This window comes from Streptomyces sp. NPDC026206 (genome assembly GCF_040638465.1).
Classification (GTDB): domain Bacteria; phylum Actinomycetota; class Actinomycetes; order Streptomycetales; family Streptomycetaceae; genus Streptomyces.
Genome location: NZ_JBEZYL010000011.1, coordinates 57076 through 82478, shown reverse-complemented (window position 1 = coordinate 82478; position 25403 = coordinate 57076). Strand labels below are relative to the sequence as shown.

Here is a 25403-nt window from a genome sequence, read left to right as displayed (position 1 = left end):
GCACATGCCCGCGCTCCCCCAGCCGAAACGGAAGGGGCGCTACGTCCCGGTGAGCGCTCGCCGGCGGTTTCCTGACGGTGCTCGGGGGTACCCGCGCCACTGCCATCACACGATGACAAGACGAAATACGGACGAAGAAGAGACGGGAAGAGACGAGGAGGGGAAGACGAGATGGACTGGATGCGGCACGCCGCATGCACCCGTGAGGATCCCGAGCTGTTCTTCCCTGTCGGGACGGTGGGGCCCGCCGCGCAGCAGCAGGAGGACGCCAAGCAGGTGTGCCGCCGCTGTCCCGTGCGGGCCCAGTGCCTGGACTGGGCGCTGCGCACGGGCGAGAACTGCGGCGTGTGGGGCGGGACCTGTGAGGACGAGCGCCGGCGGATGCGGCGACGGGCCGAGCACGCACGGCCCTCCCGGCGCCGGAAAGTACCGCACTGAGCGGCACCCCGGCCCGTACGGCAGCCCTCCGCCGAGCGCGCCCCGGGCCGGGAGCGGACAGGGGGACGGGCATTATCGTGCCCCCATGACCGGTGGCGGGCGGGACGAGTTCGGCGAGGAACTGGCGGACTTCCGGGGCAGGGTCCAGGAGCTCGAAGGCATCCGCGGGATGCCACCGGACCGGCGGCTGCGCGCACTCGAGGCCGCCCTGATCGAACTGCGCTACGCCGCCGAAGTGCTGTGGCCGCGCTATGACGAACTGGCCCGCCGCACCCGCGCGGGAGCCGGCCCCGGCAGACAGGAGGAGCAGCTGCTGCGCGCCCTCTTCCAGCGGCTGCCGCTGCCGGTCGCACTGCTGGACCGCGACGGGGCGATACGGCGGCTGAACCAGGGCGCGGCGCGGCTGCTGGGCGTCGGAGCCGGATACGCCACCGGCCGCTCGCTCGCGGCGTTCCTGCAGGCGTCCGACCGGCCCGGCTTCCGCACCCAGGTGGCGGCCGTCGCGCGCGGGGACGGGGACCGCAGTTTCGAGGCCGCGCTCGTACCGGCCGACAGTGCCGAGAGCGAGCGCCGGCAGCTGACGCTGGTCGCGCTGCGTCCGCCGGGCGAGACGCGCAACGCCGTCATGGCGCTGTTCCAGACCACCGGCCACGGCTCCCCGCCCCCGGCGGCGCCTCAGGGCACGGCACGCCCCGACGCGCACACCCTGTCGGCGGCGACGCGGGAGACGGTGCTGCTGGACACGCTCGACGAGGTGACGGCCGCGCTGCTGACCACCACCCCCGGCGAGCCGGACCGGGTGCTGGGGGCGGTGACGCGCGCGCTGCGCGCGACGGTGGCCGACTGGGCGATCGCCGACCTGGTGGACGACGGCACCGGGGCGTTGCGGCGCCGCGCGGTGGCAGCCCCGGACGGGCGCGAGGGCGACGGAACGGCCGCCGCGGTGCTGGCCCAGGACCCGGCCTCGTGCCCCGTGGTGGTCGAGGCCGCGGCCGGCGGCGTGGTCACGGTCCGGGTGCGGGCCGAGGACGTGGGCTGCTTCGGCCGGGACGGCGCGGGCGAAGCGCTGATCACACGGGCGGGGGTGGCATCGCTGGTCTGCCTGCCGGTGCGGCGGCCCGCCGGCTCGCCCGGCCCGCCGGTGGCCGCGGTCCTGACCGTCTTCCGCACGGGCACCGGGGAGCCGGGCGGGCCCGGCGCGTTCTCGATGCCGGAGGCGGGGGTGCTGGAGCGGGTGGCGCGGCACACGGGGCTGGCCCTCGGCCGTCCGCTCAGGCCCCGGCCATGATCTCGGTACGCAGCCGGGCGCACGTGCGGCTGAGCAGCCGTGAGACGTGCATCTGGGAGATGCCCAGCCGCTCGGCGATCTGTCGCTGGGTCAGGTCACCGAAGTAGCGCAGGTAGAGGATCTCCCGCTCGCGCGGGGGCAGCTTCCGCAGCCGTGGTTTGACCGCCTCCCGGTCCACGACCAGCTCCATGCCGGGGTCGGCGCCGCCGAGGGAGTCCACCAGCGCGTTGCCCTCGCTGCCGGGCCGTTCCGCCTCCAGCGAGAGCGTCGAGTAGCTGTCGATGGCGGCCAGTCCGATGCGTACCTCCTCCTCGCTGAGCAGGGCGCGTTCGGCGATCTCCCGGATGCCGGGGCCCCGGCCGTCCGGGCCGGGCGGCAGCTCGTTGCGCGCACGGCGGACCCGGTTGCGGATCTCCTGGACCCGGCGGGGCACGTGCACGCTCCACAGGTGGTCGCGGAAGTGCCGCTTGATCTCGCCGACCACGGTGGGTACGGCGAAGCTGGCGAAGGCGGTCCCGCGGCCGGGGTCGTAGCGGCGGACGGCCTTGACCAGGCCGAGCGCCGCGACCTGGCGCAGGTCCTCGGGGGATTCGCCGCGGTTGCGGAACTGCAGGGCCAGACGTTCGGCCATCGGCATCCAGGCGGTCACGGCCCGGCGGCGCAGCTCCTGGCGCTCCGGCCCGTCGGGCAGCCGGGCGATGCGGCGGAAGAGGTCGGCGGTGTCGGGGGCGTCGTCGTGCGGATGAGTGGAAGGGCGCATGACAATGACGGCTCCTCGGGGGGGGCAGTCTCCCCGCCCGACGGCCGGTTCGCGTGCGGATGCCGGGGCACCGCCGCGCGGCCAGGGCAGGGGGAATCCTGCTGCTGCGGCGTGCCTCCGGTCCGAAGCACAAGTTGCGGGTGCCCCGGCGACGGCAGCCCAAACGCCCGGCGCACCGGGCGGATCGCCCCGCTCCGGCCGGTGGCCGCGGTCCGTGCCCCGCCCCCGGCGGGCGCACGGACCGCGACCGGCCTCCCCGCCGGCTCAGCGGCCGGCATCCGCCCGGCTGATGTCCGCGAGAGCCGAACCCGGGTCCCGCTCCCGGGCCAGGTCCCCCAGGCTCACCAGGCCCACGGGCCGCTCGTCCTGCACCACCGGCAGCCGCCGCACGGCGTACTGCCGCATCAGCGCGACGGCCTGCTCGGCGGGCTGGTACGGGCCGATCACCACCGGGTTCGGGGTGCACACCGAGCCGGCGCTCAGGGCGAGCGGGTCCGCGCCGTCGGCGACCGCGCGCACCGTGATGTCCCGGTCGGTGAGCAGACCCACCACGAGGTCGTCGCTCGCGACCACCACGTCCCCGATGTCCTGGTCACGCATCAGCTGTGCGACCTCGGCCAGCGAGGTCTCGGGCAGGACCGTCGCGACATCGGCGGTCATCACGTCCTTGACCAGTTGTGCCATCGTCTCCTCCGCCTCCGCTTCCTGTGTCCGGGTGTCCGTGGGTTCCTGCGGTCACCGGCTCAGCCCGCGCGCAGCACGTGGCGCACGGCGTCGCGCGTGCGGTCCGCCACCGCGGCCGCCGGGCCGAGCAGGAGGTTCTTCGCCGCGGACTGCGTGCCCGGGTGCGGGCGGGTGGGCGCGACGGCCTCCGCGGCCCGGACCGCCTTGGCCAGCAACTGCAGCCTGGCCGGGTCCCCCTCCTCGCTCAGCCGGGCGAACTCGTACTTCTCCTCCGCCCCGGCGTGGGCGAGCACGGACTGCCGCAGCGCGGTGAACTCCTCGACGAACTCGGGGGCGTCGGGGTCCAGCCCCTCGAGCCGCTTCAGCGCCCGCTTGGCCGCCTCCTCCTCCTTGAGCCGGTCGGCGACCAGGGGCTCACCGCCGTCCACGGCCTGCCGGGCGTAGGGGTGGACGATCTCCTCCTCCGCCGTCTCATGGACCGCGAGCAGGTGGACGAGGAGCCTGAAGGAGTGCTTGCGCTCCTCGCCGGTGTGCGCGAGAACCTCGTCGAGAAGGACGCGGATCTCTTCGTGCTGCTTCTTCAACAGCGCCACCACGTCATTGCTTTCGGGCCGCTGACCCGCCGTGTCCGAGGGCACCATGCCAATACCTCCTCAAAACGTCCGTCGGTCGGATGCGGGCCCGGGTACCCGCCGCCGCCCGGGCGACACCCGCTTCCGCGAGGCCCGCCGGGACCGGGCCGGGCCGGAGGGAGGAGCGCCGGCAGGCGCCCACCGCCGCGGTGTGCCACGGTGGGCGCGGGGAACCCGAACCCACGCACCCTCACCGAACACGCGCCAGGGAGGCAGCGATGGACAGCCCCGGGGACGCCCAGGACCGCCTGCGGCGGGCCGCCGAGAAGGAACGGGCCGCCTATGCGGACGGCGCGGAGCACCCGCTGGGCACCTACGCCGCGACCATGGGCGTCTACGCCGCGGGCGTCGCCGCCCTGGCCGCCGCCGCCCGGCTCACCCGCCGCCCGCTGCCCGAGCCCACCCCCTGGGACGTCCTGCTCTGCGCCGGGGCGACGCACCGGCTGTCCCGGCTGCTGACCAAGGACCCGGTGACCAGCCCGCTGCGCGCGCCCTTCACGCGGTTCCGCGGCACCACCGGCCCGGCCGAACTGGACGAGGAGGTCCGCGGCCACGGCCCCCGCAAGGCCATCGGCGAGCTGGTGACCTGCCCGTTCTGCGCGGGCATGTGGACCGTCACGGGCATCATGGCGGGAATGGTCTTCGCGCCCCGCGCGACCCGCCTGGCGGCGGCCGGGATGACCGCGCTGGCCGGCGCGGACCTGCTGCACTTCGCGCGGGTGTGGATGCAGCAGGCTGTCGGCGAGTAGGACCCCTCTGACGGCACACAGTGATGGCACGTGGCTCACAGTCACCCTTCGTCGTGCGCCGGCGGCCCGCCGGGCGACACTGGAGATGGCGGTGGACCGTGCCGCAACGCAGGAGGTGGCCCCATGTCCCGTTCGTCCCATGACCGCCTGCACGGCGGCGCCGCTCTCGTGACCGGGTCCTCGCGCGGCCTCGGCCTGCTGATCGCCAGAGAGCTCACCCGGCAGGGCTGCAAGGTGATGCTCTGCGCACGCGACGCGGAGGAACTCGCCGGAGCCGAACGCATGCTGCGCGACGAGGGAGCCGACGTGCGCTCGACGGCCTGCGACATCACCGACGAGCCGGCGGCGCGGCGGCTCGTCGAGGCGACCGAGGCCGCCTTCGGAAGCCTGGACATCCTGGTGAACAACGCGGGCATCATCCAGGTCGGACCCGTCGCCGCCATGACCGAGGCCGACTTCCGCGACGCCATGGAGACGATGTACTTCGCCCCGCTGCGACTGGTCCTGGCCGCCGCCGGGGGCATGCGCGAGCGGGGCGGCGGGCGGATCGTCAACGTCACCTCGATCGGCGGCCGCGTTCCCGCCCCGCACCTGCTCCCCTACGTCGGGGCGAAGTTCGCCGCCGCCGGGCTGTCGGAGGGCCTGCGCACGGAGCTCGCGGCGGACGGCATCAGCGTCACCACCGTCTTCCCCGGGCTCATGCGCACGGGCTCGCACACCGCCGCGCGGTTCAGCGGCCGGGCGGAGCAGGAGTACGCCTGGTTCGCCACCTCGGCGGGGCTGCCCGTGCTCTCCATGGACGCCGAGCGCGCGGCACGCGCCATCGTCAGGGCCGCCGGGCGCCGCCGGCCCGAGCTGGTCCTGACCGCGGTGGCCAAGGCGGCCGTACGTCTGCACGGGCTCGCCCCCGCCACCACCACCCGCGCCCTGACCGTGGCCGCCCGGCTGATGCCGGCCGGCGGGACGGCACCGCAGCACAACGTTCCGGGGCGGCGGGCGGGGCGCCGGCTGGGCTCCGCCGTGGTGAACCGGATCACCACGCTCAACGACCGTGCCGCCCGTCGCTTCAACCAGCGGACGGGCTGAGCCCACCCCGCTGTGACGCGGGCCACCGCGGTGGGAACAGGGCTTTCGCAGGGGGTGAGGCACCCCACAGCGGACAGACTTCCCAGCGGGGGGAAGCGCTTGTGACGATGGCTGGGACGTCGGCGTGAGGCACTGTCCAAGGACATCGCGCAGCGGCGTCCTTCCGGCTCCCGTCCGAGGGTGTTGCACCCTCGGACGTCTCACGCCCGCACCAGTACGCCGCCCGCACAGGGCGGCCTTCTTGTGGGCGCGGACCCGCCGGCCCGCCGATTCCCCGACCCCCGGACGGACCCTTGCGCCCCTCGTCTGCGACTCCCGCCGTGCCCGCCGGCTCCCCGGCGGCCGACCCCGCGCGCCCGACGCGAACGGTCACCGGCCTGCTCACCCGCCGCAAGGCGGACGACCGAGCGGCCGGCGACCGGTCCCCGTGGCGCTGCCTGCGCAGCCGCAGCATGCGCTGGTGGTCCGCCGCCAACCTCGTGTCGAACCTCGGCACGTGGATGCAGCTCACCGTGCAGAACCTGCTCGTGCTGCAGCTCACCGGTTCCGCCGCGACGACGGGTCTGTCGCTGTCCGTCCAGGCCGCGCCCGGCCTGCTGTTCGGGCTTCTCGGCGGAGCGGTCGTGGACCGCTGGCCGCGCAAGGTCACCGCCGCCGTGAGCCAGGCCCTGCTGGCGATGGTGGCGTTCGCCACCGCCGCGCTGGTGGCCTTCGGCATGCTCAGCGTGCCCGTGCTCATGGGGCTCGCCGCCGTCACCGGCCTGATCGCCACGGTCGACGGCCCGGCCACCGCCCTGCTCGGCAACGACCTCGTCCCGGAGAAGGACGTGCCCTCCGCGATCGCGCTGGGCTCCGTCGTGCACAGCGTCGGCCGGCTGGCCGGCACCGCCCTCGCGGCAGTGGGCATCGCCACGATCGGCACCGCCGGCGCCTACGCGGTCAACGGTGTGTCGTTCCTCTTCGTGACCGCGGTCATCCCCTTCCTGCGCCTGCAGCCGCACGCCCGTGAGGAGGCCGCGGCCGCCGCGGCGCGCCCGCGCGGCGCGGCGGACGAGGGCGGCCGCGGCGGCCTGGCGTTCTTCCTCAGCCGCCGCAGCCTCGTCGCGCTCGCCGTGATCGCCGCGGTGAGCGCCGTCCTGGGCCGCAACTACCAGCTCACCCTGGCCACCCTGGTCACCGGCCCGATGCACGGCGGCGCCGGCGCGTACGGCATGGTCTCGGCCCTGCTCGCGGTCGGCGGCATCGCCGGCGCCGTGCTGGCCGGGCGGCTGCGCAGGCCGACCGTCCAACTGGTCGCCCTGCTGGCCGCGGCCGGCGCGCTGCTGCAGATCGTGGCCGGGCTCAGCCCGGTGCTGCTGATGCTGCTGGTCATGGTCGTACCGATGGCCATCGTGGAGTCGGTCTCCGACACGGCGACCACCACCGTGCTCCAGACCGACCCGCCGGCCCACATGCGCGGCCGCGTCCTCGGTGTGTGGCGCAGCGTCAGCACCGCCTGGGGCCTCGCCGGGCCGCCGCTGCTGGGCCTGCTGGTCCAGGGCATGGGCGAGCGGGGCGCCCTGGTCCTCGGCGGCGTGGTCATCACGGGCGTGATCGGCGCGGGGGCCCTGGCCCACCGTCGCCGGCGCACCGTCCGCCGCGTCGCCCCCGTCCCGGTGGCCGAGCCGGCGTACGGGACCGCGGCCTGAGCAGGGCGGTCAGATGATCGCCGCCCAGATGACGACCGTCACGCAGAACAGCAGGACGAGGGCGCCGATCGCGATGACCGGCCCCTTCGCCCAGCCCCGCGTGGGGTTGTACGTCTCCTGAGGGCCCGCGCCGGAGGTGCTGTCCTCGCCGGGCGGGGTCTCGCCCGGCGGCACGCCTCCGCCGCCCTTCTGGCCCGGCGTGCGCCGCGGGTCCGGATCGGGGTTCGTACCGGTCATGGGGCACCTTCCTTCGACGACTGCTCGTGCGGCCCCTCTCGCGCGGTCACGGCCTCCTGCCGTGCCAGGGCCGCCAGGACTTCCTCCGGGCGGATGCGCAGCAGCAGCGGGTCGGGACGTCCGCCGTGCGGGTCTCCCGGCGGCCCCGGGTACCACAGCGCGATGTGGCGCGGGGCCGGCGGCGGGCCCCACAGCGCGGGCGCCACGGGGCCGAAGAGGGTGACGGTGGGCGTGCCGTACGCCACCGCCAGATGCGCCATCCCCGTATCCCCGCTGACCACGGCCCGGGCCCCGGCGACCAGGGCCGACAGCGGCCCGAACGGCAGCCCTCCGGGAAAGGCCTCCGCCCCCGGCACGGCCACCCGCGCCACGAGTGCGTCCTCGCCGGGCCCCCCGGTGACCACCACCCGGTGCCCCCGCTCCAGCAGCTCCCGCGCCACCGCGGCATAGCGCTCCGCCGGCCAGCGACGCGCGGGCGACGCCGCACCGGGATGCAGGAGAACGGCACCGGCGGCCGGTGAGAGGGCGGCCGGCCGGGGCAGCGCCAGATCACCGGCGTCGGCGGGGATGCCGTAGGCGCGCAGCAGCCGGCACCAGCGCTCACGCTCGTGCTCCTCCGCCCGCCACGCCGGGCCGCGGACCTCCGGCGTACCCGGGTGCGCGAACGCCAGCAGCCGGCCGGGCCGCAGCGTCGCCAGCAGGCGATGGCTCGGCGGCCCGTTGCCGTGCAGGTCGACCGCGATCTCCGGCGGCGGGCCCCGCCACGGCAGGGCGCGCGGCACGGCCCGGCCGGGCGCCTCGGCCGGCAGCAGGGTGTCGACGGCACCCGAGGCGGCCGCGGGCGCGGCCAGGCCCGGCGGTGCCGCCAGCACGAGCTCGTGCCGCGGGTAGGCGCGGCGCAGCGCGCGCAGCGCCGGCACGCCGGTGAGCAGGTCACCGAGGCCGAGGGCCCGCAGGACCAGCAGCCGGGGCCGGGCCTGCGCACCCGTCGTCATCGCCGCCCCGTGCGGGGCGCGTCCGTGCCGGCCCGGACGGCACCGTGCCGGTCGGCGGAGAGGCTGTCCGCGGCCCGGGTGGCCAGCAGGGTGCTGGACCGGCCGTCCAGATAGGGCAGCAGAATGGCCTGGCCGCCCCACGTGGCGAGCTGCGCGGCCTCCGGGAGCTGCTCCACCGCGTAGTCGCCGCCCTTGACCCAGATGTGCGGCCGCAGCCGGGACAGCAGCTCGACCGGGGTGTCCTCGTCGAACACCGCGACGGCGTCGACGCACTGCAGGGCCTGCAGCACCCGGATCCGGTCGGGCAGGGGGTTGAGCGGCCGGCCCCGGCCCTTGCGGCGGCGCACCGAGGCGTCCGAGTTCAGGCACACGATCAGGCAGTCGCCGATGCCCCGGGCCTGCTGCAGCAGGCTGACGTGCCCGGCGTGCAGCAGATCGAAGCAGCCGCCCGCGGCGACCACCGTTCCGCCGGCCTCCCGCACCCGCCGCGCCAGCCGGGAGGCGTCCGCCCCCGCGCCGCCCACGTCACCGGCCGGGTGCGGGCCCGGGACGGCGGACCGCGCGCCGCCCTCGGCGACATACCGGGTCGCCGCCGCCACGGCCCCCTGCACGGCCTCCGCGGGCAGTGCCCCGTCACCCAGCAGCCCCGCGGCCGTCGCGGCGAAGCAGTCGCCGGCCCCGCACGCGTCACCGCTGTGCCGGGCCGCGGCCGGTACGAGCATGGGGCCCTCGCCCTGGGAGAGCAGCGCGCCCCGCCCGCCCAGCGTCACCGCCACGCACACCGCCCGCCAGCGCCGTACGAGCTCCGCCGCCGTGCGGGCCACCGCGCTGAGGTCCTCACCGCCCGCTGTGCCCTCGCCGGTGAACCGGCGGGCCTCTTCGCCCGTCGGGGTCACCAGCCGCGCACCGGGCACGGGCGGGCCGCCGCGCGGGTGCGGGTCCCACACCAGCGCCGCCCGCCGGGCGCGGGCGGCCAGCTCCTCCCGCAGCACCTCGGCGGCGCCGCGCGCGTAGTCGGCCACCAGAACGGCGGGCGCCTCGGCAAGGACCCGGCGCGCCCACCCGGTGGCCCCCGCGGCCAGGCCGTCACCGCGGTCCAGCCGCACCACCGGCCGCCCGCCCGCCATGACGCGGGTCTTCTCCGCCAGCTGGCCGTGCAGGGGCAGCGGAACCAGCGTCACCAGCGGTTCGAGCATGGCCCGCACCTGCAGGCTCGCCGCGTCCGTGCCCAGCGGCGCGATCAGGGTGACGGCACGGCCCGCACGCGCGGCCAGGTAGGCGGCCAGCGCGGCGCCACCGGGGCGCAACTGCTCGCGGCAGCCGTCCAGCACGGGGACGGGCGCGTCCGGCGCGAGCCGTTCCGCCTTGCCGACCAGGTCCCGGTCGAGCAGTGCGTCGCCGATGACCAGCAGGGGTGTCCCGGTACTCATGGGGCCTCCTTCCACATCCCGGCTTCGGGGAAGCGCCCGGTGCCCAGCGCCGTGTCGAAGGCGTCGCACATCATGTGCACCGCCACCAGGTGCAGTTCCTGGACGGTCGCGGTGCTGGCGGCCTCCACGCACAGCGTCTCGTCACCCGCGTCGGCGAGCGGGTTCGGAGCCGGGCCGGTCAGGGACCACACGCGCATGGCCGCCTCGCGGCCCGCCGCGGCCGCCCGCAGCAGATTGGGGCTGGCCCCGCTCGTCGACAACAGGATCAGCACGTCGCCGGGCCGGGCATGGGCCCGCACCTGACGCGCGAACAGTTCGTCGGCACCGTAGTCGTTGACGATGGCCGTACAGCTGGAGGTGTCGGTGTGCAGGGCGATGGCCGAGAACGGCGCCCGGTCCTCGCGGTAGCGGCCCACCAGTTCGGCGGTCAGGTGCTGGGCCTGGGCGGCGCTGCCGCCGTTGCCCGCGGCGAGCAGCCGGTTCCCCGAGGACAAGGCGGCCGCCAGCCGCGTCCCCCACCGCTGCGCGGTGACCGCCTTCTCCTCGCGGAAGCGCTCCAGGGCGGCCAGCAGCTGACCGCAGTGGTCGCCGTCGGCCGCGGGCACGGCCTGTGTGGTGCGGGTGACGGTCATCGCGGTACTCCTGACGGTACGGGGTGATGAACGGCGACCCGGTCGTACACACGCTCGACGCCGTCCGCCACCCGGTCCCAGGTGAAGCGGTCCACCGCGCGCATGCGCCCGGCCCGGCCGTAGGACTCCAGCAGCCCGGGGTCCTCCAGCAGGCCGCACACCGCCCCGGCGAGCGGGCCGGGCAGGCCCGGCGGTACCAGCAGGCCCGTCTCCCCGTCCGCGACGGTGTCGCGGTGCCCGCCGACGTCCGTGGCCACGACGGGGACGCCGCAGGCCATGGCCTCCAGCGGCACGATGCCGAACGGCTCGTACACCGGCGTGCACAGCACCACGTCGGCGCTGCGCAGGAGCGCGGGCATGTCCTCGTGCGGCACGCAGCCCAGCAGCACCAGCCGGTCGGCCACCCGCAGCCGGCGGGCGAGGCCGAGCAGCCGCATCGCCTCGGGGTCCTTGGCGAGCCCGTCGGCGGGCGGTCCGCCGGCGACCAGCAGTTCGGCGTCCGGTATGTTCCGCAGGGCCCGCAACGCGAGGTCGACGCCCTTGCGCGGCACCATGCGCCCCACGGTCAGCAGCCGGTGCCGGGCCCGGCGCGCCGGGGTCAGGGCGATCCGGCCACGGGCCGCGAAGTGCTCGGTGTCCACCCCGCACGGCACCACCGAGCAGCGCCCGGGCGCGATGCCCATCCGGGACAGCTCACGGACCTCGTCCGAGCAGGTGGCCAGCACCCGGGCGCAGGCCGCGCCGATCTCCCGCTCGATGCCCAGGCGTTCGGCCGGACTGGTGTCGGCCGCCCCCTGGTGCCGCCGCTTGACGGTGCCCAGCGCGTGGTACGTCTGCACGACGGGCACGCCGAGGTCGCGTGCGGCCCGCAGCGCCGCCATGCCCGACATCCAGAAGTGGGCGTGCACGATCTCGGGACGCTCCAGCCGCCAGGCCCGGGCCAGGTGCCCGGCGAACTGAGGCATGTGGCCGAACAGCTCGTCCTTGGGCAGCACCCGGGCAGGACCGGCCCGCACGTGCTCGACGACCGCGCCGGACGGCAGCGGCACCCGCTCCGGCAGCGACTCGTCGTCCCTGCGGGTGTAGACGCTCACGTCGTGACCGCGGCCGGCGAGCAGTTCCGCCAGGCGCGCGACGTAGACGTTCTGCCCTCCCGCGTCGGGCCCCCCGAGCGCGGCCAGCGGGCTCGCGTGCTCGGACACCATGGCGATCCTCATCGCGTCACCTCCTTGATCAGGCACTCCCAGTCGTCCAGGAACCTCTGCAGCCCGTACCGGGCGAGGGCCGCCGCCCGCGCCGCCCGGCCCGTCTCACGGGCCCGGGCGGGATCGGCGACGAAACCGCGGACGGCGTCGTGCAGCAGCTCCGGACGGTTGGAGACCACTCCGGCGCGGGCCGGCACGGCCTCGCACACCTCGGTCGTGGCCAGGGCCACGACGGGCATGCCCAGGTGCATGGCCTCCAGCAGGGACAGCCCCAGGGACGTCCAGCGCACCGGGTGCAGGTAGACCCGGCGTTCGGCCATCTCCCGGTGCAGCGCGCTCTGGACGAGCTCCTGGCCGTGGCAGCGCTCCGCCGGCAGGCCCAGCCGGCCGGCCAGGCCGTCGGTGCCCATGCCGAAGACGTCGAGGGGCGCGGCCTCGCTGAAATAGGGGAGCAGGTCGGTACCGGTCGTACGGCCCCGCCGCAACGGCTCGTTGACCACCACGGCGGCCCGCTCCAGCCGGCCGGTCCACAGCGGCCCGGGGTCGACGATGCCGTGCTCGATGACCGTGGTGGGCGTCGAGCCGCAGTCCCACATGAGCCGGTTGAAGTGCGTGACGTGCACGACCGTCAGCTCCGGCCGGCCGGCGAGGGGATGCCGGGTGTCCGGGACGGGGCCGCCGGGCGCGTTGTGCTCCAGATAGACGGCGGGCACCTCCGTGCCCGGACGCCGGCCGAGCCACTGCCGCGCCAGCTCCGCCTCGTGCGGCCGCTGCAGGACGACCAGGTCGACGCCGGCCTCGCGCAGCTGCTCCGGCGTCAGCTCCCTCACGGAGCCGGGCCAGTCGAAGGTGGCGGCGCGGCCCAGCCCGTCGGGCCCCCGGCCGGGGGTCACCGGCACCAGATAGGTGTGCGGGCCCTGGACGAACGCCGTCGTCCACGAACCGTGTACGTGCCACAGCAGGATCCTCATGACGTCCGCTCCAGACAGGGGTCGAGGCCGGGGGACCGCCCGGTGAGCTTCTCCACGGCGCTCAGCACGTCCTTCGGCGACACCCCGTTCAGGCAGGGGTGCCCGGCGACGGGGCAGACCCGGGCGCGGCTGCCCGCGCACGGGGCCCGCTCGTCACCGAGGAGCACATGCGGCACGCCGTACGGGGCCCACCGCTCCGCCGGCACCACGGGGGCGAACAGGGACACGACGGGCGTTCCCACGGCGGCGGCCAGGTGCGCGGGCCCGGTGTTGCCGACCACCACGGCGGCCGCCCGGGAGAGCACTCCGGCCAGCTCGGCCGGCCCGGTGCGCCCGCCCAGGTCGAGGGCGGCCCCGCCCGCGACGGCCGCGGTCAGCTCCCGCTCGCCCGGGCCGCCGGTGACCACCACCCGGTATCCGGCCCGCGCCAGCACCCGCACCGCCGCCGCGCACCGCTCCCGTCCCCACCGCCGGGCCGGCACCGCCGCGCCGGGGTGCACGACGACGTACCCGGGCTCGCCCACGAGCGTGTCGGGGGCGGGCGGCTCCCGCACCGCGAGCCGCCCGTCGTCGCCCGCCGGCAGCGGGAAACCGGCGGCCTCGGCGAGGTCGAGGGCGGCCCGCACCTCGTGCGCACGCGGTGCGCGGCGGTGCCGTACGTCCAGCAGCGACCCCGGATAGTCCACGCAGTCCGCCGCCACGCGGCCCACCCCCGCCATCCGCAGGAGCAACGCCACGGGCAGCGGGCTCTGATGGAAGGACGTGAGCACCAGCGCGACGTCCGGCGGTGCCTGCGCGACGCTGTCGACGAACCGGTCGATGCCGGCCCGGTCCGCGGGCGGTGGCTCGAAGCCCACCCACGGCGCGTCCCAGACGGTCACCTCGTCGACGCCCGGCAGCATCCGGGCGGCCGGGGCGCCGCGCGGCCCGCACAGCAGCGTCGTGTGCCGGGCGCGCGCGGCGACGGCCCGCACCGCCGGCCCGGCGAGCAGGACGTCCCCGAAACTGTCCAGGCGTGCCACGAGAGCTCTCACCGCGGGCCTCCCTCCACCGCGGGCACGGCGGCGCCGGTCAGGATGCGCACCGCAGCCAGCAGGTGCGGTGCGCGGTGCGCGGCGCGCCGCACCTCCTCGGGACGGGTCAGCGCGGTCGGGACGAGCACCCCCAGGGCGCCGGCCGCCTCGGCCGCCTCCATGTCGCTGCCGATGTCACCGACGACCGCGCACTCGCCGGGGGACAGGCCCAGCTCACGCGCGGCGGCCAGGATCAGGCCCGGTGCGGGCTTGCGGCAGCGGCAGCCGTCGTCCGGGCCGTGCGGGCACACCGCCCACACGTCGAACGGGCCGAGCAGCCGCTCCACGCGCTCGTTCACCCGGCGCATCTGCGCCGCCGTGATCAGGCCCCGGGCCACGCCCGACTGGTTGGTGACGACACCGGTGCGCACACCCCGCCGCCGCAGCAGCGCCAGGGCGGACCGGGCGCCCGCCACCGGGACCACCCGGCGGGGGTCACCGTTGTAGGGCACGTCCTCGACCAGCGTGCCGTCCCGGTCGAACAGCACGGCGGCGGGCGGCCGGCCGGAGCTCATGACGCTCATGGGACCGGCCCTTCCCTGAGGACGGAGCGCACCGCGACCGGTACGACGAGGGGCGGCGCCGACGCGTCGGGCAGCGGCCGGGCGGCGCGATGGCGCCACCTGCCGCGCAGCCGGTGCGCCACGGCCAGCGGCGGGATGGCGACGCTGGTCGCGAGCATGGTGGCGACCTCCGCGGTGGTGCGCGGGCCCGGGGCGATGCGCGAGCGGGCGAACTCGGCCGTGCCCAGCGCCCAGCCCGCGGCGGCCCCCGCGCCCGCCGCGCGGTGCCCGGTCAGGGCCAGTACGACGGCGGCCGCCCCGGCGGCGGTGACCACCGCGTGCCCGCGCAGCCGGCCCCGCGGGGCGCCGGCCCGCTGCCACCAGTCGCGGCCGTGCAGCCGCACCATGAGCGCGTCGTCGGCGTTGCCGGCCTGGTTGCGCAGCGACACCCAGCGGCCCGCCGCCCGCACCGGGTGCCGGGTCGTGCGGGTGCCGGGCTCCAGCCGCCAGCCGGCGGCCCGCACGCGCAGCGCGAGGTCGGCGTCCTCGCGGAAGGCGCGGGGGAAGCGCTCGTCGAAGCCGCCCACGGCCGCCAGCACGGTCCGGCGGTAGGCCATGTCGGCCGTCGCCCAGCGGGCCGTGGCGAGGCCGGCGGTGTTGCGCTCCCAGTCGGTGGGGGGCCGCCCGGCCGGCAGGGGCACCTCGATGATCCCCTGCACACCGCCCACGCCCGCCGCCGCGCAGGCCAGGTCGCCGGCCAGCTCGGCCCGCCACGCGGAGCAGACCCGCACGTCGTCGTCGAGGAAGACCACCCACGGGGCGGCCACCGTCCGCCAGCCGGCGTTGCGCGCCGCGGCCGGCCCCCGCCCGCCGCTGGTCAGCGTCCGGGCGTGGGTACGCAGTTCACCGAGCGCCTCCAGCGGCAGCGGCGGATGCGTGTGGCGGGCCCCGGGCCGGTCGTCGACGACGACCACCTCACGGGGCGGCGGCCCGGCGGAGCGGGCCAGCGCGGCCAGGCAGTCGGCCAGGCAGGCCCGGCCGACGGTGGGGATGACGACCGCGTACGCCAGGGGGTCGCCGGTGCTCATGACGCCTCCTTCCCACCGGCGTACACATGGCCGCGGCGGACCGCGTAGGGGCCGATCGCCAGCAGGTCCACCGGCGCCGAGCCGAAGCACTCCAGGGCGTCCCGGGGATCGTCGACCATCGGCCGGCCCGCGGTGTTGAGACTGGTGTTGACGACGACCGGCAGCCCGGTGCGCCTTTCGAACGCGGCCAGCGTCCGGGCGACCAGCGGCTCCCGCGCCGGGTCCACGGTCTGGATCCGGGCGGTGCCGTCCACATGGACGACGGCCGGGATGCGGTGCCGCCACGGCTTGGCCACGTCGTGCACGAACAGCATGTACGGGCTCGGCAGCGGCCCCTCGAAGATCTCCGCCGCCCGGTCGGCGAGGACCATCGGCGCCACCGGGCGGAACTCCTCCCGTCCCTTGACGTGGTTGAGCCGCTCCAGGTTCTCCGCCCGGCCCGGATGGGCCATCAGCGACCGGTGGCCCAGCGCCCGGGGCCCGTACTCGCTGCGGCCCTGGAACCAGGCGACGATGCCGTCCCGGGCCAGCTCCTCGGCCACCGCCTCGGCGATGTCGGCGGGCCGCTCGTACGGTATCCGCGCCCGCTCCAGCCAGCCCCGCAGCTCCTCGTCCGACCAGCCCCGGCCCAGGTCCGCGCCCTCCATCGGGGCGGTCGCCCCGCCGTGGGCCGCGGCCAGGTGCAGCGCCGCGCCCAGGGCGGTGCCCGCGTCACCGGCCGCGGGCTGCACCCACACCCGGCGGAACGGCCCCTCGGCGGCGATCCGGGAGTTGGCCACACAGTTGAGCGCCACCCCGCCGGCCATGGCCAGCGACTCGGCACCGGTACGGCCGTGCAGCCACCGCGCCAGGTCCAGCAGCAGCTCCTCCAGACACGCCTGGGTGCTCGCGGCCAGGTCCGCGTGGTCCTGCGTCCACTCCTGCCCCGGCACGCGCGGCTCCGTCAGCGCCGCCCACGGCACCGCGTGCGCGACGAACCCGCCGTCGCCGGTGGCGTGCAGGTGCTCGCGCACCTCCGTCAGGAACCGCGGCTTGCCGTACGCGGCCAGCGCCATCACCTTGTACTCATCGCTGCTGCGCAGGAATCCCAGATGCTCCGTCAGCTCCTCGTAGACCAGGCCCAGCGACTGGGGCAGCACCTGTGTGGAGAGCACCTCCAGGGCGCCACCGGTGTACCGGCCCGCCAGGTGCGAGGCGCATTCGCCGCGCCCGTCGAGGACCAGCACCGCGCTGTCGGGGTGCGGCGCCGCGAGTCCCGCGGAGGCCGCGTGCGCGACGTGGTGGGGGACGAACCGCACCCGGGCGGGATCCAGGCCCGGCAGCGCCTCGGCCAGGAAGGCCGGCGCCTCGCGGGCGTAGGTCTGCCGCAGGTGGTCCCACGGGTCGTCGAGGCCCATGCCCTGGGCCGGGCGGGACAGCGCCGGGTCGTAGGAGTAGCCGACGGCGTCCAGGTCACCGGGCGTGAGCCCCGCGTGCGCCAGGCACCAGGCCGCCGCCTGCTGGGGCAGTTCCCAGGCCGCGAACGGTACCGGGCGCTTGCCGTGCTTCCGCCGGGAGAACCGCTCCTCCTCCGCGGCCGCGACGATCCGTCCGTCGACGACCAGCGCGGCGGCCGGGTCGTGGAAGAGAGCGTTGATACCGAGGATGCGCATGCCGTGCTCCGTGTCTCATCGGGGCTGTGGATCCCTGTGGCGGTGCCGTTCAGAGGAGGGCGGACCGCGCGAACCACTCGACGGTCCGCTTGAGGCCCTCGGCGCAGTCGACGCGGGGCGACCAGGCCAGCTCGCGGCGGGCCGTGGAGGTGTCGGGACGGCGCCTGGCCGGGTCGTCGGCCGGCCGGTCCACGAACCGGATGGTGGAGGCGGAGCCCGTGAGGTCGACGATGCGCCGGGCCAGGTCGAGCATCGTCGTCTCCTCGCAGCTGCCGATGTTCACCGGGCCGGGGAACGCGGCGGCGGCGAGCGCCACGATGCCGTCGACCGTGTCGTCGACATACGTCAGGGAACGGGTCTGGCCGCCGTCGCCCGCCACGGTCAGCGGCTCGCCGTCCAGGGCCTGCCGGATGAAGGTGGGCACGGCACGGCCGTCACCGGCGCGCATGCGCGGGCCGTAGGTGTTGAAGATGCGCACGATCGAGGTGTCGGTGCCGTGTGTGCGCCGGTAGGCGGTGACCAGTGCCTCGGCGAACCGCTTGGACTCGTCGTAGACGCTGCGCGGCCCGACGGGATTGACGTTGCCCCAGTACTCCTCCCGCTGGGGGTGCTCCAGCGGGTCGCCGTACACCTCCGAGGTGGAGGCCAGCAGGAACCGGGCACCGTCGCGGCGGGCCAGCTCCAGGCAGTTGCGGGTGCCGGTGCTGCCCGCCTCCAGCGTCTGGATGGGCAGCCGCAGGTAGTCGGCCGGTGAGGCCGGGCACGCCAGATGGAGTACCAGGTCCACCGGCCCGGGTATCGCCTCCAGGCAGCCGGGCCCGGTGACGTCGGCCTCCACGCAGGTGAAGCCCGGGTGTTCCTCCAGGTGGGTGACGTTGGCACGGGAGCCGGTGACCAGGTTGTCGACGCACCACACCTCACTGCCCTCGGACAGCAGGCGTTCGCACAGGTGGGATCCGAGGAACCCGGCCCCTCCGGTGACCACCGCACGGTTCCAGCGTCGTTCGTCCATGATCACACTCCTTCGCGTGAGCGGGCCGGGGGCAGAGCGTCCGCGGCCGCCGTCCGGCCGCCCGGGCACGTGCCCGTCGTACCGGGCGTCCGGCACGGGGCTTGTTCGGCTGCATGGAATTGGGGGCTCTGCCGCTGTGGACAGGCAGGGCGGCCGCGGCCTGCGCGGCGGACCGTCCGCCGCCCGGGGTGGCCGGGGTGTCTCCCCGTGTGCCCCGGCCGGCACTGCCGGTGCGGGTGCCCGGACCGCCGGGCTCTCACATGACCACCTGTAGTCGAAACGACTCAAGCAGCAGCGTCGCACACCGGCGCCGACGTCTCCACTCGAACCGGCCCGGCCGTGGCACACGCCGGTTTCGGCTTGCCCGCCCCGGGAACGCGGGTGAGCCTGGGGGGACGAGCGGCGCCTGCCGACGGACGCCGTACCTCCCGAGTGCTCCCCATGCGGAAGGAAGTGCACGCGTGTCCGCCCACCACCAGTCAGAAGGCCGCGCAGATCCGGCAGCACAGGACGCCAAGGACGAGCAGCTGGAACGGTTCCGTGCCGCACCGGAACACGACGCGCTCACCACCGACCAGGGCGTGCGGGTCGACGACACCGACAACGCCCTGCGCGCCGGGACGCGCGGGCCGACGCTGCTGGAGGACTTCCACAACCGGGAGAAGATCACACACTTCGACCACGAGCGCATCCCGGAGCGCGTCGTCCACGCCCGTGGCGCGGGCGCCTACGGCTACTTCGAGCCGTACGAGTCGCTCAGCGAGTACACCTGCGCCGACTTCCTCGCCGAAGCCGGCCGCCGTACGCCCGTCTTCGTGCGCTTCTCCACCGTGCAGGGCCCGCGCGGCTCCGCCGACACCGTGCGTGACGTACGGGGCTTCGCCACCAAGTTCTATACCCGTCAGGGCAATTACGACCTGGTCGGCAACAACATGCCGGTGTTCTTCATCCAGGACGCCATCAAGTTCCCCGACTTCGTCCACGCGGTGAAGATGGAACCGCAGAACGAGATGCCCACCGGTGCCTCCGCCCACGACACCTTCTGGGACTTCGCCTCCCTCCAGCCGGAGACCACCCACATGCTTATGTGGCTGATGTCCGACCGCGCCATCCCCCGCAGCTTCCGGATGATGCAGGGCTTCGGCGTGCATACCTTCCGGTTCGTCACGGCCGACGGGCGCGGCACGTTCGTGAAGCTCCACTGGAAGCCGAGGCTGGGCGTGCACTCCCTCATCTGGGACGAGGCCCAGATCGCGGCGGGCCGCGACCCCGACTTCAACCGCAGGGACCTGTGGGAGGCCATCGAGGCCGGCGAGTACCCCGAATGGGAGCTCGGCGTCCAGCTCGTACCGGAGGAGGACGAGTTCGCCTTCGACTTCGACCTGCTCGACGCCACCAAGATCATCCCCGAGGAGCAGGTACCGGTACGCCCGGTCGGCCGGCTCGTGCTCGACCGCAACCCGCAGAACTTCTTCGCCGAGACCGAACAGGTCGCCTTCCACACCGCGAACGTCGTGCCCGGCATCGACTTCACCAACGACCCGCTGCTCCAGGGCCGCAACTTCTCCTACCTCGACACCCAGCTCATCCGCCTGGGCGGCCCCAACTTCAGCCAGCTCCCCGTCAACCGGCCCATCGCCGACGTGAACCACAACCACCGCGACGGATTCGGCCAGCAGGTCATCCACCCCGGCACCAACTACTTCCCCAACTCCCTGGGCGGCGGCTGCCCCGCCCACGCGGGGTCGGGCGGCGGCGCGGGGGTGTTCCGGCACTACGCCGAGCGTGTCGACGGGCAGAAGATCCGGGTGCGCAGCGAGAGCTTCCAGGACCACTACAGCCAGGCAGCCCTGTTCTGGAACAGCATGGCGGACTGGGAGCGGCGCCACATCGCCGAGGCGTTCAGCTTCGAGCTCGGCAAGGTCGTCTCCGTCGCCGTGCGCGAGCGCATGGTCGGCAATCTGGCCAATGTCAACGCCGGCCTCGCGGAGCTGGTCGCCGACGCCGTCGGCGTGAGCGCCCCGGGGGCCGTCGCCGGCGTCAACGCGGCCGCTTCACCGGCCCTCAGCCAGGAGAACCTGCGCGGCTCCGGCATCCGCACCCGCAAGGTGGCCGTCCTGGCCGCCCACGGCACCGACGCCGGCCAGGTCACGGCGGTCCGCGAGCGGCTCACCGCCCAGGGCGCGATCGTCGAGGTCCTCGCCGCCAAGGACGGCAGCGTCCAGGGGGCCGGCGGCGGGTCCCTCGACGTCGACCGCGCGCTGCCCACCATGGCCTCCGTCCTCTACGACGCCGTTCTCGTCCCGGACGGCAAGGAGGCGGTGGCCGCGCTGGCCGCCGACCCGGCGGCCGTACGGTTCGTCGAGGAGGCCTACCGCCACGGCAAGCCGCTGGCCGTCCTCGGTGAGGGCACCCGCCTGCTGACGGCGGCCAAGCTGCCCGAGGACGTCGTCCTGGGCGAGTCGGCACCGGACTTCGGCGTCCTGACCGGCAACGGCACCGCCTCCCCCCAGGACGTCGCCGACGCCCTCGCCGCGGCCCTGGAGCAGCACCGTTTCCCGCGCCGCCCGGGCCTGCTCAACTGACCGGGGCGGTCCGCCGCAGCCCGTTCGGGCGTACGGAGGTGCGACCCGGGCGGCGGCGCGCCAGACTCGAACATGGTGGGGGCAACCGCATCATCTCTTTCGAAAGCGAGTGCCGTGGCATGAGCGCCAAAGACAAGGCCAAGGCGAAGGCCGAGCAGGCCAAGGGCCGGCTCAAGGAGACCACCGGCAAGGCCACCGGCGACCGGCAAATGGAGAGCGAGGGACGCGCCGCCAAGGCCAAGGGCGACGTCCGTGAGGCAGTGCAGAAGGGCAAGGACACCCTCAAGCGGAAGCGTGGTCACTAGCCGCACCACCGCGTCCGCCGCACCGCGGACCGCGTACGGCCGGGCCCCGGGCGCCACCCGCGCCCGGGGCCGTCGCCGCACCGCGACGCGGCAGGCTGCGTCCAGGAAGGCGGTGTGATGAATGGACCGGTGAGGCTCTTCCGGGAAAGCCCCGAGGACCCGTTCTCGGTGGCGGGCGCGGCCTCGGCGGTGCTGGACCACCGGGGGACGGTGGTCGGCTGGGGCGAGCGGGCCGAGAAACTGCTGGGCCACCGCGCCGACGAGGTGATCGGGCGCCCCGCCTCCGACATCCTCATGGCGCCCGGCGACCGCGGGCACCTCACGGACGCGGTGGCGGCGTGCCTGCGGGCCGGCGGCTGGGCCGGGATCGTGCCCGTCGTGTGCCGCGACGGCAACCGCGTGCGGCTGGGCCTGCGGGCCCGCCGCATGACCCGGGCCGGCCCCGAGCCCGAGTGGTTCCTGATCGCCGCCCCCGCGGCGGACGTCATCCAGTGGGAGACCGATCGCTCGGTGCTGGACGGCCTCTTCCGGCGGTCCCCGATCGGCCTGGCCGTGCACGCCCCGGACCTGAGTGTCCTGCGGGTCAACCGGCCGCTCGCCCGCATCGGCGGGATCACCGCCGAACAGGCGCGAGGGCACCGCATCGGCGACTTCCTGGTGGCCGCGGACGCGCGGACGATCGACGGCCGGCTCCGGCAGGTGCTGGAGACGGGCCGCCCCATGATCTTCACCGAGCAGTCCTGCCGGCTGCGCAGCGACCCGTCCCACGAGCGGTTCGTGTCCGTCTCGGCCTTCCGCATGGAGGACTCGGCGGGTGACGTGCTCGGTGTCACGCAGCTGGTCGAGGACGTCACCGAAGGCCACCGGGCCCGGCTGCGCCTCGCCCTGCTCGACGACGCCGGGGCCCGCATCGGGACCACCCTGGACGTGGCGGCGACCGCCCGGGAACTGGCCGAGGTCGTCGTCCCCGCCCTCGCCGACTCCGTCTCGGTCGACCTCCTGGAACCCGTCAGCCGTGGCGAGGAGCCCTCGCAGGACGCCTTCGGGCCCGTGCGCAGATCGGCCGCCAAATCCGTCGTCGCCGAGTCGGAACGGGTACAGCACCCGGTGGGCGAACTGATCCACTTCGCGCCGGAGACACCGCAGGGCCGGTGCATGGCCGAGGTGCGGCCCGTCCTGGTCTCCCACCTGGACGGCATGACCGGCCTGTCGGCCGTGGCACAGGAACGGGCCCGGCAGGCCCAGGCCATCGGCGTCCACTCCGTGATGATGGTGCCGCTGGCCGCGCGCGGCCTGGTCCTGGGACTGGTCACGCTGTGGCGGGCCCGCAGGCCCGAACCGTTCGAGGACGACGACCTCACCCTCGCCGGTGAGTTCGCCGGCCGTGCCGCCGTGTGCATCGACAACGCCCGCCGCTACACCCGCGAGCACCAGGCCGCGCTGAACCTGCAGTGCCGCCTGCTCCCGGCCGAACTCCCCGACCTGCCGGCCGTCGACGTCGCCCACCAGTACATCCCCGCGGGTGCCGTGGCGGGCGTCGGCGGGGACTGGTTCGACGTCATCCCGCTCTCCGGGGCCCGCGTCGCCCTCGTCGTCGGCGACGTGATCGGCCACGGCGTCGACGCGGCGGCCACCATGGGCCGGCTGCGCACCGCCGTGCACACCCTGGCCGACCTCGACCTCGAACCCGAGGAGGTCCTCTCCCACCTGGACGATCTCGTGCACCGGCTGGCCGCCGAACAGGAGGCCAACGCCCGGGACTTCCCCAACGACCAGGTCACCGGCGCCAGCTGCCTGTACGCGGTGTACGACCCGGTGTCCCGCTGCTGCTCGCTGGCGCGCGCCGGCCACCCGCCGCCCGCCATGGTGACCCCGGACGGAAAGGTCACCTTCCCCGACCTCCCCGCCGGGCCGCCGCTCGGGCTGGGCGGCCTGCCGTTCGAGTCCATGGAGTTCGAGCTGCCGCAGGGCAGCCTCCTGGCCCTCTACACCAACGGGCTCATCCAGACCCCGGGCCACGACGTCGACACCGCGCTGGAGATCCTGTCCGCCCAGCTGTCCGGCCCCAACCGCCCCCTGGAGGAGATGGCCAGGAACGTCGTGGCCGCGCTGCTGCCACCGCGCCCCACCGACGACGTCGCCCTGCTCATCGCACGCACCCGGGTGCTCGAACCCGAGCGGGTCGCCACCTGGACCCTGCCGGCGGAGGCGAGCGCCGCCGCACGCGCCCGGTCGCTGATGAACGAGCAGCTGAGTGCCTGGGACCTGGAGGAGATGGCCTTCGCCACCGAGCTGATCGTCAGCGAGCTCGTCACCAACGCCTACCGCTACGCGGGCGGGCCGGTGACCCTGCGGCTGATCCGCGGCCCCCGCCTCATCTGCGAGGTCTCCGACACCAGCAACACCTCACCGCACCTGCGCCGCGCCCGCAGCACCGATGAGGGCGGCCGCGGCCTGTTCCTGGTGGCCCAGCTCACCGAGCGGTGGGGCACCCGCTACGGGCGGGAGGGCAAGACGGTGTGGACCGAGCAGCCGCTGCCCAGCGCGCCGGGGCGGTCCGCCGTGCCCCCGGGCGCCTTCGGGGACCCCCTGGACGCCTTCCCGGACCTGCCGGACGCCTAGCGCATGCCCGCACCTCCCGCCCGGCCCGCGGCGCCCGGCATTGTGGAGAGCGCGCCGCGTTGCCGGGATCGCCTGCGTGCACCCGGTACAAGGGCGGCCGACCGTCTTGCGACCGCCGGGCACCGGACGCCGCGGGCACGTCCTTTCGACCCACGGCGCTCCTTCGCTGAGACGCCCCGGGCGGCCCGCTCACTGCAGGGCGTGGACCGCGGCCGCGAACACCCGCGGCAGCCGGCAGGCCGCGGGCACGATCAGGCCGGCCGTGCGCGGGTGTTCGCAGGCCCGCACCAGACACTCCGTCAGCACCCGGTGGCGCCGGGTCAGCCGCCGCCACGCCGCTTCGTAGGCCTGCGGCCGGCCGGAGGCCACGCACCGCACGGCCGCCCCGGCCGTCGCCAGCGCCAGGGCGATGCCCTCGCCGGTCAGGGCGTCCACATAGCCGGCCGCGTCGCCCACCAGCAGCACCCGGCCGGCCACCCGGCGCCGCACCCGCCGGCGCAGCGGCCCCGCGCCGCGCACGGCGCTCTCCCAGGGCCCCCGCAGCAGGGGCGTCAGGCCCGGGAACGACGCGAGACGGTCCTCGTACCCGCCGCGCCCGCGGCCGAGCACCGCGACGCCCACCAGGTGATCGCCGACCGGGGTCACATAGGCCTCGCCGTGCCGCGACCAGTGGACCTCCACGCAGTCCGTCCACGGGCGGACCCCGTAGTGCCGGCGCAGCCCGTAGCGGGCGGGCCGGGGGCCGGACGGCAGCTCCAGGCCCAGGGCCCGGCGGACGGGGGAGTGCAGGCCGTCGGCGGCGATCAGCCAACGCGCCGTCAGCCCGCCGGCGCTGACGCCGCCGGCGTCCTGCCGGACCCCGGTGACCCTTCCCGGCACGACGCGCACGCCCAGCTCGGCCGCGCGCAGATGGAGCGCGGCGTGGAGCTCGGTGCGGCGCACACCCAGCCCGGTGCGGTGGCGGAACTCCGCCTCGGCGCTGCGCTCGCCCTCGACGTAGCGGATGCCGCGCAGCGGACGGCCGGGGACCTGCACGCCGAGGGCGCACAGAGCGCTCACGCCGCCGGGCATGATGCCCTCGCCGCACGCCTTGTCCACCGGGCTGCTGCGCGGCTCGACGACGACGGCCTCCAACCCCGCCAGGGCCGCGTGGATGCCGGCCGCCAGACCCGCCGGGCCGCCTCCCGCCACGAGCAGGTCGATCACGGCCGCACGTCCGCCGGTGCCCTGCCGCCCCCGGTGGGCGCGCCGGCGCTCAGCGCCGCCTCCTCGCAGCGGATGCGCACGCTCAGCAGCAGCGCGTTGAGGACGGTGAAGACCAGCGCGGTCACCCACGCGGTGTGCACGAGCGGCAGCGCGATGCCCTCCGCCACGACCGCGACGTAGTTCGGGTGACGGATCCACCCGTACGGTCCGCCGGTCGCCAGGGGGAGGCCGGGCACGACGATCACGCGGGTGTTCCACTGCCGCCCCAGGGCACGCACGCACCACCAGCGCAGTGCCTGGGCGCCCAGCAGGGCGCCCAGCATCGGCCAGCCGAGCGCGGGGATGAACGGCCGTTCGCCGAGGGCGGCTTCGAACAGGCAGCCGGCCAGCAGGCCGGTGTGCAGCGCGACCATCGCGGGGTAGTGGCCGCCGCCCGATTCCACCCCGCCGCGGGCCAGGCTCCAGCGGGCGTTGCGCAGTGCGACGAGGAGTTCCGCGGCGCGCTCGGCCGCGACCGCGAACACCAGGATCGCGTACCAGGTCAGGTGCTCGGTCATGGGTC

At 75.6% G+C, this 25403-nt stretch carries 24 protein-coding genes; 8 read left to right on the top strand and 16 right to left on the bottom strand.

The features are described from left to right. Positions 1-171: 171 nt before the first annotated feature. Both AB0F13_RS17440 and AB0F13_RS17435 read left to right on the top strand, forming a co-directional pair. Complete coding sequence (locus AB0F13_RS17440; RefSeq protein ID WP_362082279.1) at positions 172-438, top strand: WhiB family transcriptional regulator; 267 nt, start codon at positions 172-174, stop codon at positions 436-438. An 85-nt stretch (positions 439-523) separates the two neighbouring features. After that, positions 524-1726, top strand: coding sequence for a PAS domain-containing protein (locus tag AB0F13_RS17435; protein WP_362082276.1), 1203 nt, complete (start codon positions 524-526; stop codon positions 1724-1726). On the opposite strand, the gene AB0F13_RS17430 is transcribed toward AB0F13_RS17435, so the two are convergent. From AB0F13_RS17430 to AB0F13_RS17420, 3 genes are all read right to left on the bottom strand, one after another. Continuing rightward, complete coding sequence (locus tag AB0F13_RS17430) at positions 1710-2486, bottom strand: SigB/SigF/SigG family RNA polymerase sigma factor (RefSeq protein WP_362082273.1); 777 nt, start codon at positions 2484-2486, stop codon at positions 1710-1712. The two genes, AB0F13_RS17435 and AB0F13_RS17430, sit on opposite strands and share 17 nt — an antisense overlap. A 264-nt stretch (positions 2487-2750) precedes the next feature. Continuing rightward, positions 2751-3170 (bottom strand): CBS domain-containing protein, encoded by a 420-nt coding sequence (locus tag AB0F13_RS17425; RefSeq protein ID WP_362082270.1) that lies wholly within the window; start codon positions 3168-3170, stop codon positions 2751-2753. A 59-nt stretch (positions 3171-3229) separates the two neighbouring features. After that, positions 3230-3811, bottom strand: coding sequence for a hemerythrin domain-containing protein (locus tag AB0F13_RS17420; RefSeq protein ID WP_362082267.1), 582 nt, complete (start codon positions 3809-3811; stop codon positions 3230-3232). A 209-nt stretch (positions 3812-4020) separates the two neighbouring features. On the opposite strand from AB0F13_RS17420, the gene AB0F13_RS17415 reads away from it, so the two are divergent. The 3 genes from AB0F13_RS17415 (at position 4021) to AB0F13_RS17405 (ending at position 7325) form a co-directional block, all read left to right on the top strand. Continuing rightward, positions 4021-4551 (top strand): DUF1360 domain-containing protein, encoded by a 531-nt coding sequence (locus AB0F13_RS17415; protein ID WP_362082264.1) that lies wholly within the window; start codon positions 4021-4023, stop codon positions 4549-4551. Positions 4552-4674: 123 nt separating this feature from the next. Further along, on the top strand, positions 4675-5637 hold the full coding sequence (locus tag AB0F13_RS17410; RefSeq protein WP_362082261.1) for an SDR family NAD(P)-dependent oxidoreductase: 963 nt from the start codon (positions 4675-4677) through the stop codon (positions 5635-5637). 377 nt (positions 5638-6014) lie between these two features. Then, positions 6015-7325, top strand: coding sequence for an MFS transporter (locus tag AB0F13_RS17405; RefSeq protein ID WP_362082643.1), 1311 nt, complete (start codon positions 6015-6017; stop codon positions 7323-7325). Between the two features lie 9 nt (positions 7326-7334). Here AB0F13_RS17405 and AB0F13_RS17400 read toward each other — a convergent pair whose 3' ends face one another. The 11 genes from AB0F13_RS17400 to AB0F13_RS17350 are packed head-to-tail and all read right to left on the bottom strand — an operon-like array spanning position 7335 to position 18123. Beyond that, on the bottom strand, positions 7335-7562 hold the full coding sequence (locus AB0F13_RS17400; RefSeq protein ID WP_362082258.1) for a DUF6480 family protein: 228 nt from the start codon (positions 7560-7562) through the stop codon (positions 7335-7337). Beyond that, complete coding sequence (locus tag AB0F13_RS17395) at positions 7559-8557, bottom strand: glycosyltransferase family 9 protein (RefSeq protein WP_362082255.1); 999 nt, start codon at positions 8555-8557, stop codon at positions 7559-7561. The genes AB0F13_RS17400 and AB0F13_RS17395 overlap by 4 nt, the downstream gene beginning before the upstream one ends. After that, positions 8554-9987: a PfkB family carbohydrate kinase gene (locus tag AB0F13_RS17390; RefSeq protein WP_362082252.1), complete on the bottom strand. Its 1434-nt coding sequence runs from the start codon at positions 9985-9987 to the stop codon at positions 8554-8556. The genes AB0F13_RS17395 and AB0F13_RS17390 overlap by 4 nt, the downstream gene beginning before the upstream one ends. Further along, positions 9984-10619 (bottom strand): SIS domain-containing protein, encoded by a 636-nt coding sequence (locus AB0F13_RS17385; RefSeq protein ID WP_362082249.1) that lies wholly within the window; start codon positions 10617-10619, stop codon positions 9984-9986. The genes AB0F13_RS17390 and AB0F13_RS17385 overlap by 4 nt, the downstream gene beginning before the upstream one ends. Next, the gene (locus AB0F13_RS17380) at positions 10616-11836 is read right to left on the bottom strand and encodes a glycosyltransferase (protein WP_362082246.1); all 1221 of its coding nucleotides are present in this window, start codon (positions 11834-11836) and stop codon (positions 10616-10618) included. The genes AB0F13_RS17385 and AB0F13_RS17380 overlap by 4 nt, the downstream gene beginning before the upstream one ends. After that, positions 11833-12795 carry a glycosyltransferase family 4 protein gene (locus AB0F13_RS17375; RefSeq protein ID WP_362082243.1) on the bottom strand — a complete coding sequence of 321 codons (963 nt, stop codon included), beginning with the start codon at positions 12793-12795 and terminating at the stop codon, positions 11833-11835. The genes AB0F13_RS17380 and AB0F13_RS17375 overlap by 4 nt, the downstream gene beginning before the upstream one ends. Continuing rightward, on the bottom strand, positions 12792-13829 hold the full coding sequence (locus AB0F13_RS17370; protein WP_362082240.1) for a glycosyltransferase family 9 protein: 1038 nt from the start codon (positions 13827-13829) through the stop codon (positions 12792-12794). Before AB0F13_RS17370 ends, AB0F13_RS17375 begins: the two co-directional genes overlap by 4 nt. Then, positions 13826-14383, bottom strand: a complete 558-nt coding sequence (locus tag AB0F13_RS17365; protein WP_362082640.1) for an HAD family hydrolase — start codon at positions 14381-14383, stop codon at positions 13826-13828. The genes AB0F13_RS17370 and AB0F13_RS17365 overlap by 4 nt, the downstream gene beginning before the upstream one ends. A 5-nt stretch (positions 14384-14388) precedes the next feature. After that, entirely contained in the window at positions 14389-15459 is a 1071-nt protein-coding gene (locus AB0F13_RS17360) for a glycosyltransferase (protein WP_362082236.1), read from the bottom strand. Next, positions 15456-17111, bottom strand: coding sequence for a carbamoyltransferase C-terminal domain-containing protein (locus AB0F13_RS17355; protein WP_362082233.1), 1656 nt, complete (start codon positions 17109-17111; stop codon positions 15456-15458). The genes AB0F13_RS17360 and AB0F13_RS17355 overlap by 4 nt, the downstream gene beginning before the upstream one ends. 49 nt (positions 17112-17160) lie before the next feature. Beyond that, entirely contained in the window at positions 17161-18123 is a 963-nt protein-coding gene (locus tag AB0F13_RS17350) for a UDP-glucuronic acid decarboxylase family protein (protein WP_362082230.1), read from the bottom strand. Between the two features lie 527 nt (positions 18124-18650). Here AB0F13_RS17350 and AB0F13_RS17345 point away from each other — a divergent pair. The 3 genes from AB0F13_RS17345 to AB0F13_RS17335 all read left to right on the top strand — a co-directional run bounded on the left by AB0F13_RS17345 (position 18651) and on the right by AB0F13_RS17335 (position 23635). Continuing rightward, positions 18651-20708 (top strand): catalase, encoded by a 2058-nt coding sequence (locus tag AB0F13_RS17345; RefSeq protein ID WP_362082637.1) that lies wholly within the window; start codon positions 18651-18653, stop codon positions 20706-20708. Between the two features lie 119 nt (positions 20709-20827). Then, positions 20828-21013, top strand: coding sequence for a CsbD family protein (locus tag AB0F13_RS17340; RefSeq protein WP_362082227.1), 186 nt, complete (start codon positions 20828-20830; stop codon positions 21011-21013). A 117-nt stretch (positions 21014-21130) separates the two neighbouring features. Further along, entirely contained in the window at positions 21131-23635 is a 2505-nt protein-coding gene (locus AB0F13_RS17335) for a SpoIIE family protein phosphatase (RefSeq protein ID WP_362082224.1), read from the top strand. A gap of 189 nt (positions 23636-23824) precedes the next feature. Here AB0F13_RS17335 and AB0F13_RS17330 read toward each other — a convergent pair whose 3' ends face one another. Continuing rightward, positions 23825-24841 (bottom strand): NAD(P)/FAD-dependent oxidoreductase, encoded by a 1017-nt coding sequence (locus AB0F13_RS17330; RefSeq protein ID WP_362082221.1) that lies wholly within the window; start codon positions 24839-24841, stop codon positions 23825-23827. Further along, the gene (locus tag AB0F13_RS17325) at positions 24838-25398 is read right to left on the bottom strand and encodes an isoprenylcysteine carboxyl methyltransferase family protein (protein WP_362082219.1); all 561 of its coding nucleotides are present in this window, start codon (positions 25396-25398) and stop codon (positions 24838-24840) included. The genes AB0F13_RS17330 and AB0F13_RS17325 overlap by 4 nt, the downstream gene beginning before the upstream one ends. Positions 25399-25403: the final 5 nt, after the last annotated feature.

Excerpts from the sequence above, each read along its gene's own strand:
- AB0F13_RS17440 (WP_362082279.1), top strand. The coding sequence starts at position 172 with ATGGACTGGATGCGGCACGCCGCATGCACCCGTGAGGATCCCGAGCTG.
- AB0F13_RS17435 (WP_362082276.1), top strand. The coding sequence starts at position 524 with ATGACCGGTGGCGGGCGGGACGAGTTCGGCGAGGAACTGGCGGACTTC.
- AB0F13_RS17430 (WP_362082273.1), bottom strand. The coding sequence starts at position 2,486 with ATGCGCCCTTCCACTCATCCGCACGACGACGCCCCCGACACCGCCGAC.
- AB0F13_RS17425 (WP_362082270.1), bottom strand. The coding sequence starts at position 3,170 with ATGGCACAACTGGTCAAGGACGTGATGACCGCCGATGTCGCGACGGTC.
- AB0F13_RS17420 (WP_362082267.1), bottom strand. The coding sequence starts at position 3,811 with ATGGTGCCCTCGGACACGGCGGGTCAGCGGCCCGAAAGCAATGACGTG.
- AB0F13_RS17415 (WP_362082264.1), top strand. The coding sequence starts at position 4,021 with ATGGACAGCCCCGGGGACGCCCAGGACCGCCTGCGGCGGGCCGCCGAG.
- AB0F13_RS17410 (WP_362082261.1), top strand. The coding sequence starts at position 4,675 with ATGTCCCGTTCGTCCCATGACCGCCTGCACGGCGGCGCCGCTCTCGTG.
- AB0F13_RS17400 (WP_362082258.1), bottom strand. The coding sequence starts at position 7,562 with ATGACCGGTACGAACCCCGATCCGGACCCGCGGCGCACGCCGGGCCAG.
- AB0F13_RS17395 (WP_362082255.1), bottom strand. The coding sequence starts at position 8,557 with ATGACGACGGGTGCGCAGGCCCGGCCCCGGCTGCTGGTCCTGCGGGCC.
- AB0F13_RS17390 (WP_362082252.1), bottom strand. The coding sequence starts at position 9,987 with ATGAGTACCGGGACACCCCTGCTGGTCATCGGCGACGCACTGCTCGAC.
- AB0F13_RS17385 (WP_362082249.1), bottom strand. The coding sequence starts at position 10,619 with ATGACCGTCACCCGCACCACACAGGCCGTGCCCGCGGCCGACGGCGAC.
- AB0F13_RS17380 (WP_362082246.1), bottom strand. The coding sequence starts at position 11,836 with ATGAGGATCGCCATGGTGTCCGAGCACGCGAGCCCGCTGGCCGCGCTC.
- AB0F13_RS17375 (WP_362082243.1), bottom strand. The coding sequence starts at position 12,795 with ATGAGGATCCTGCTGTGGCACGTACACGGTTCGTGGACGACGGCGTTC.
- AB0F13_RS17365 (WP_362082640.1), bottom strand. The coding sequence starts at position 14,383 with ATGAGCTCCGGCCGGCCGCCCGCCGCCGTGCTGTTCGACCGGGACGGC.
- AB0F13_RS17360 (WP_362082236.1), bottom strand. The coding sequence starts at position 15,459 with ATGAGCACCGGCGACCCCCTGGCGTACGCGGTCGTCATCCCCACCGTC.
- AB0F13_RS17355 (WP_362082233.1), bottom strand. The coding sequence starts at position 17,111 with ATGCGCATCCTCGGTATCAACGCTCTCTTCCACGACCCGGCCGCCGCG.
- AB0F13_RS17350 (WP_362082230.1), bottom strand. The coding sequence starts at position 18,123 with ATGGACGAACGACGCTGGAACCGTGCGGTGGTCACCGGAGGGGCCGGG.
- AB0F13_RS17340 (WP_362082227.1), top strand. The coding sequence starts at position 20,828 with ATGAGCGCCAAAGACAAGGCCAAGGCGAAGGCCGAGCAGGCCAAGGGC.
- AB0F13_RS17335 (WP_362082224.1), top strand. The coding sequence starts at position 21,131 with ATGAATGGACCGGTGAGGCTCTTCCGGGAAAGCCCCGAGGACCCGTTC.
- AB0F13_RS17325 (WP_362082219.1), bottom strand. The coding sequence starts at position 25,398 with ATGACCGAGCACCTGACCTGGTACGCGATCCTGGTGTTCGCGGTCGCG.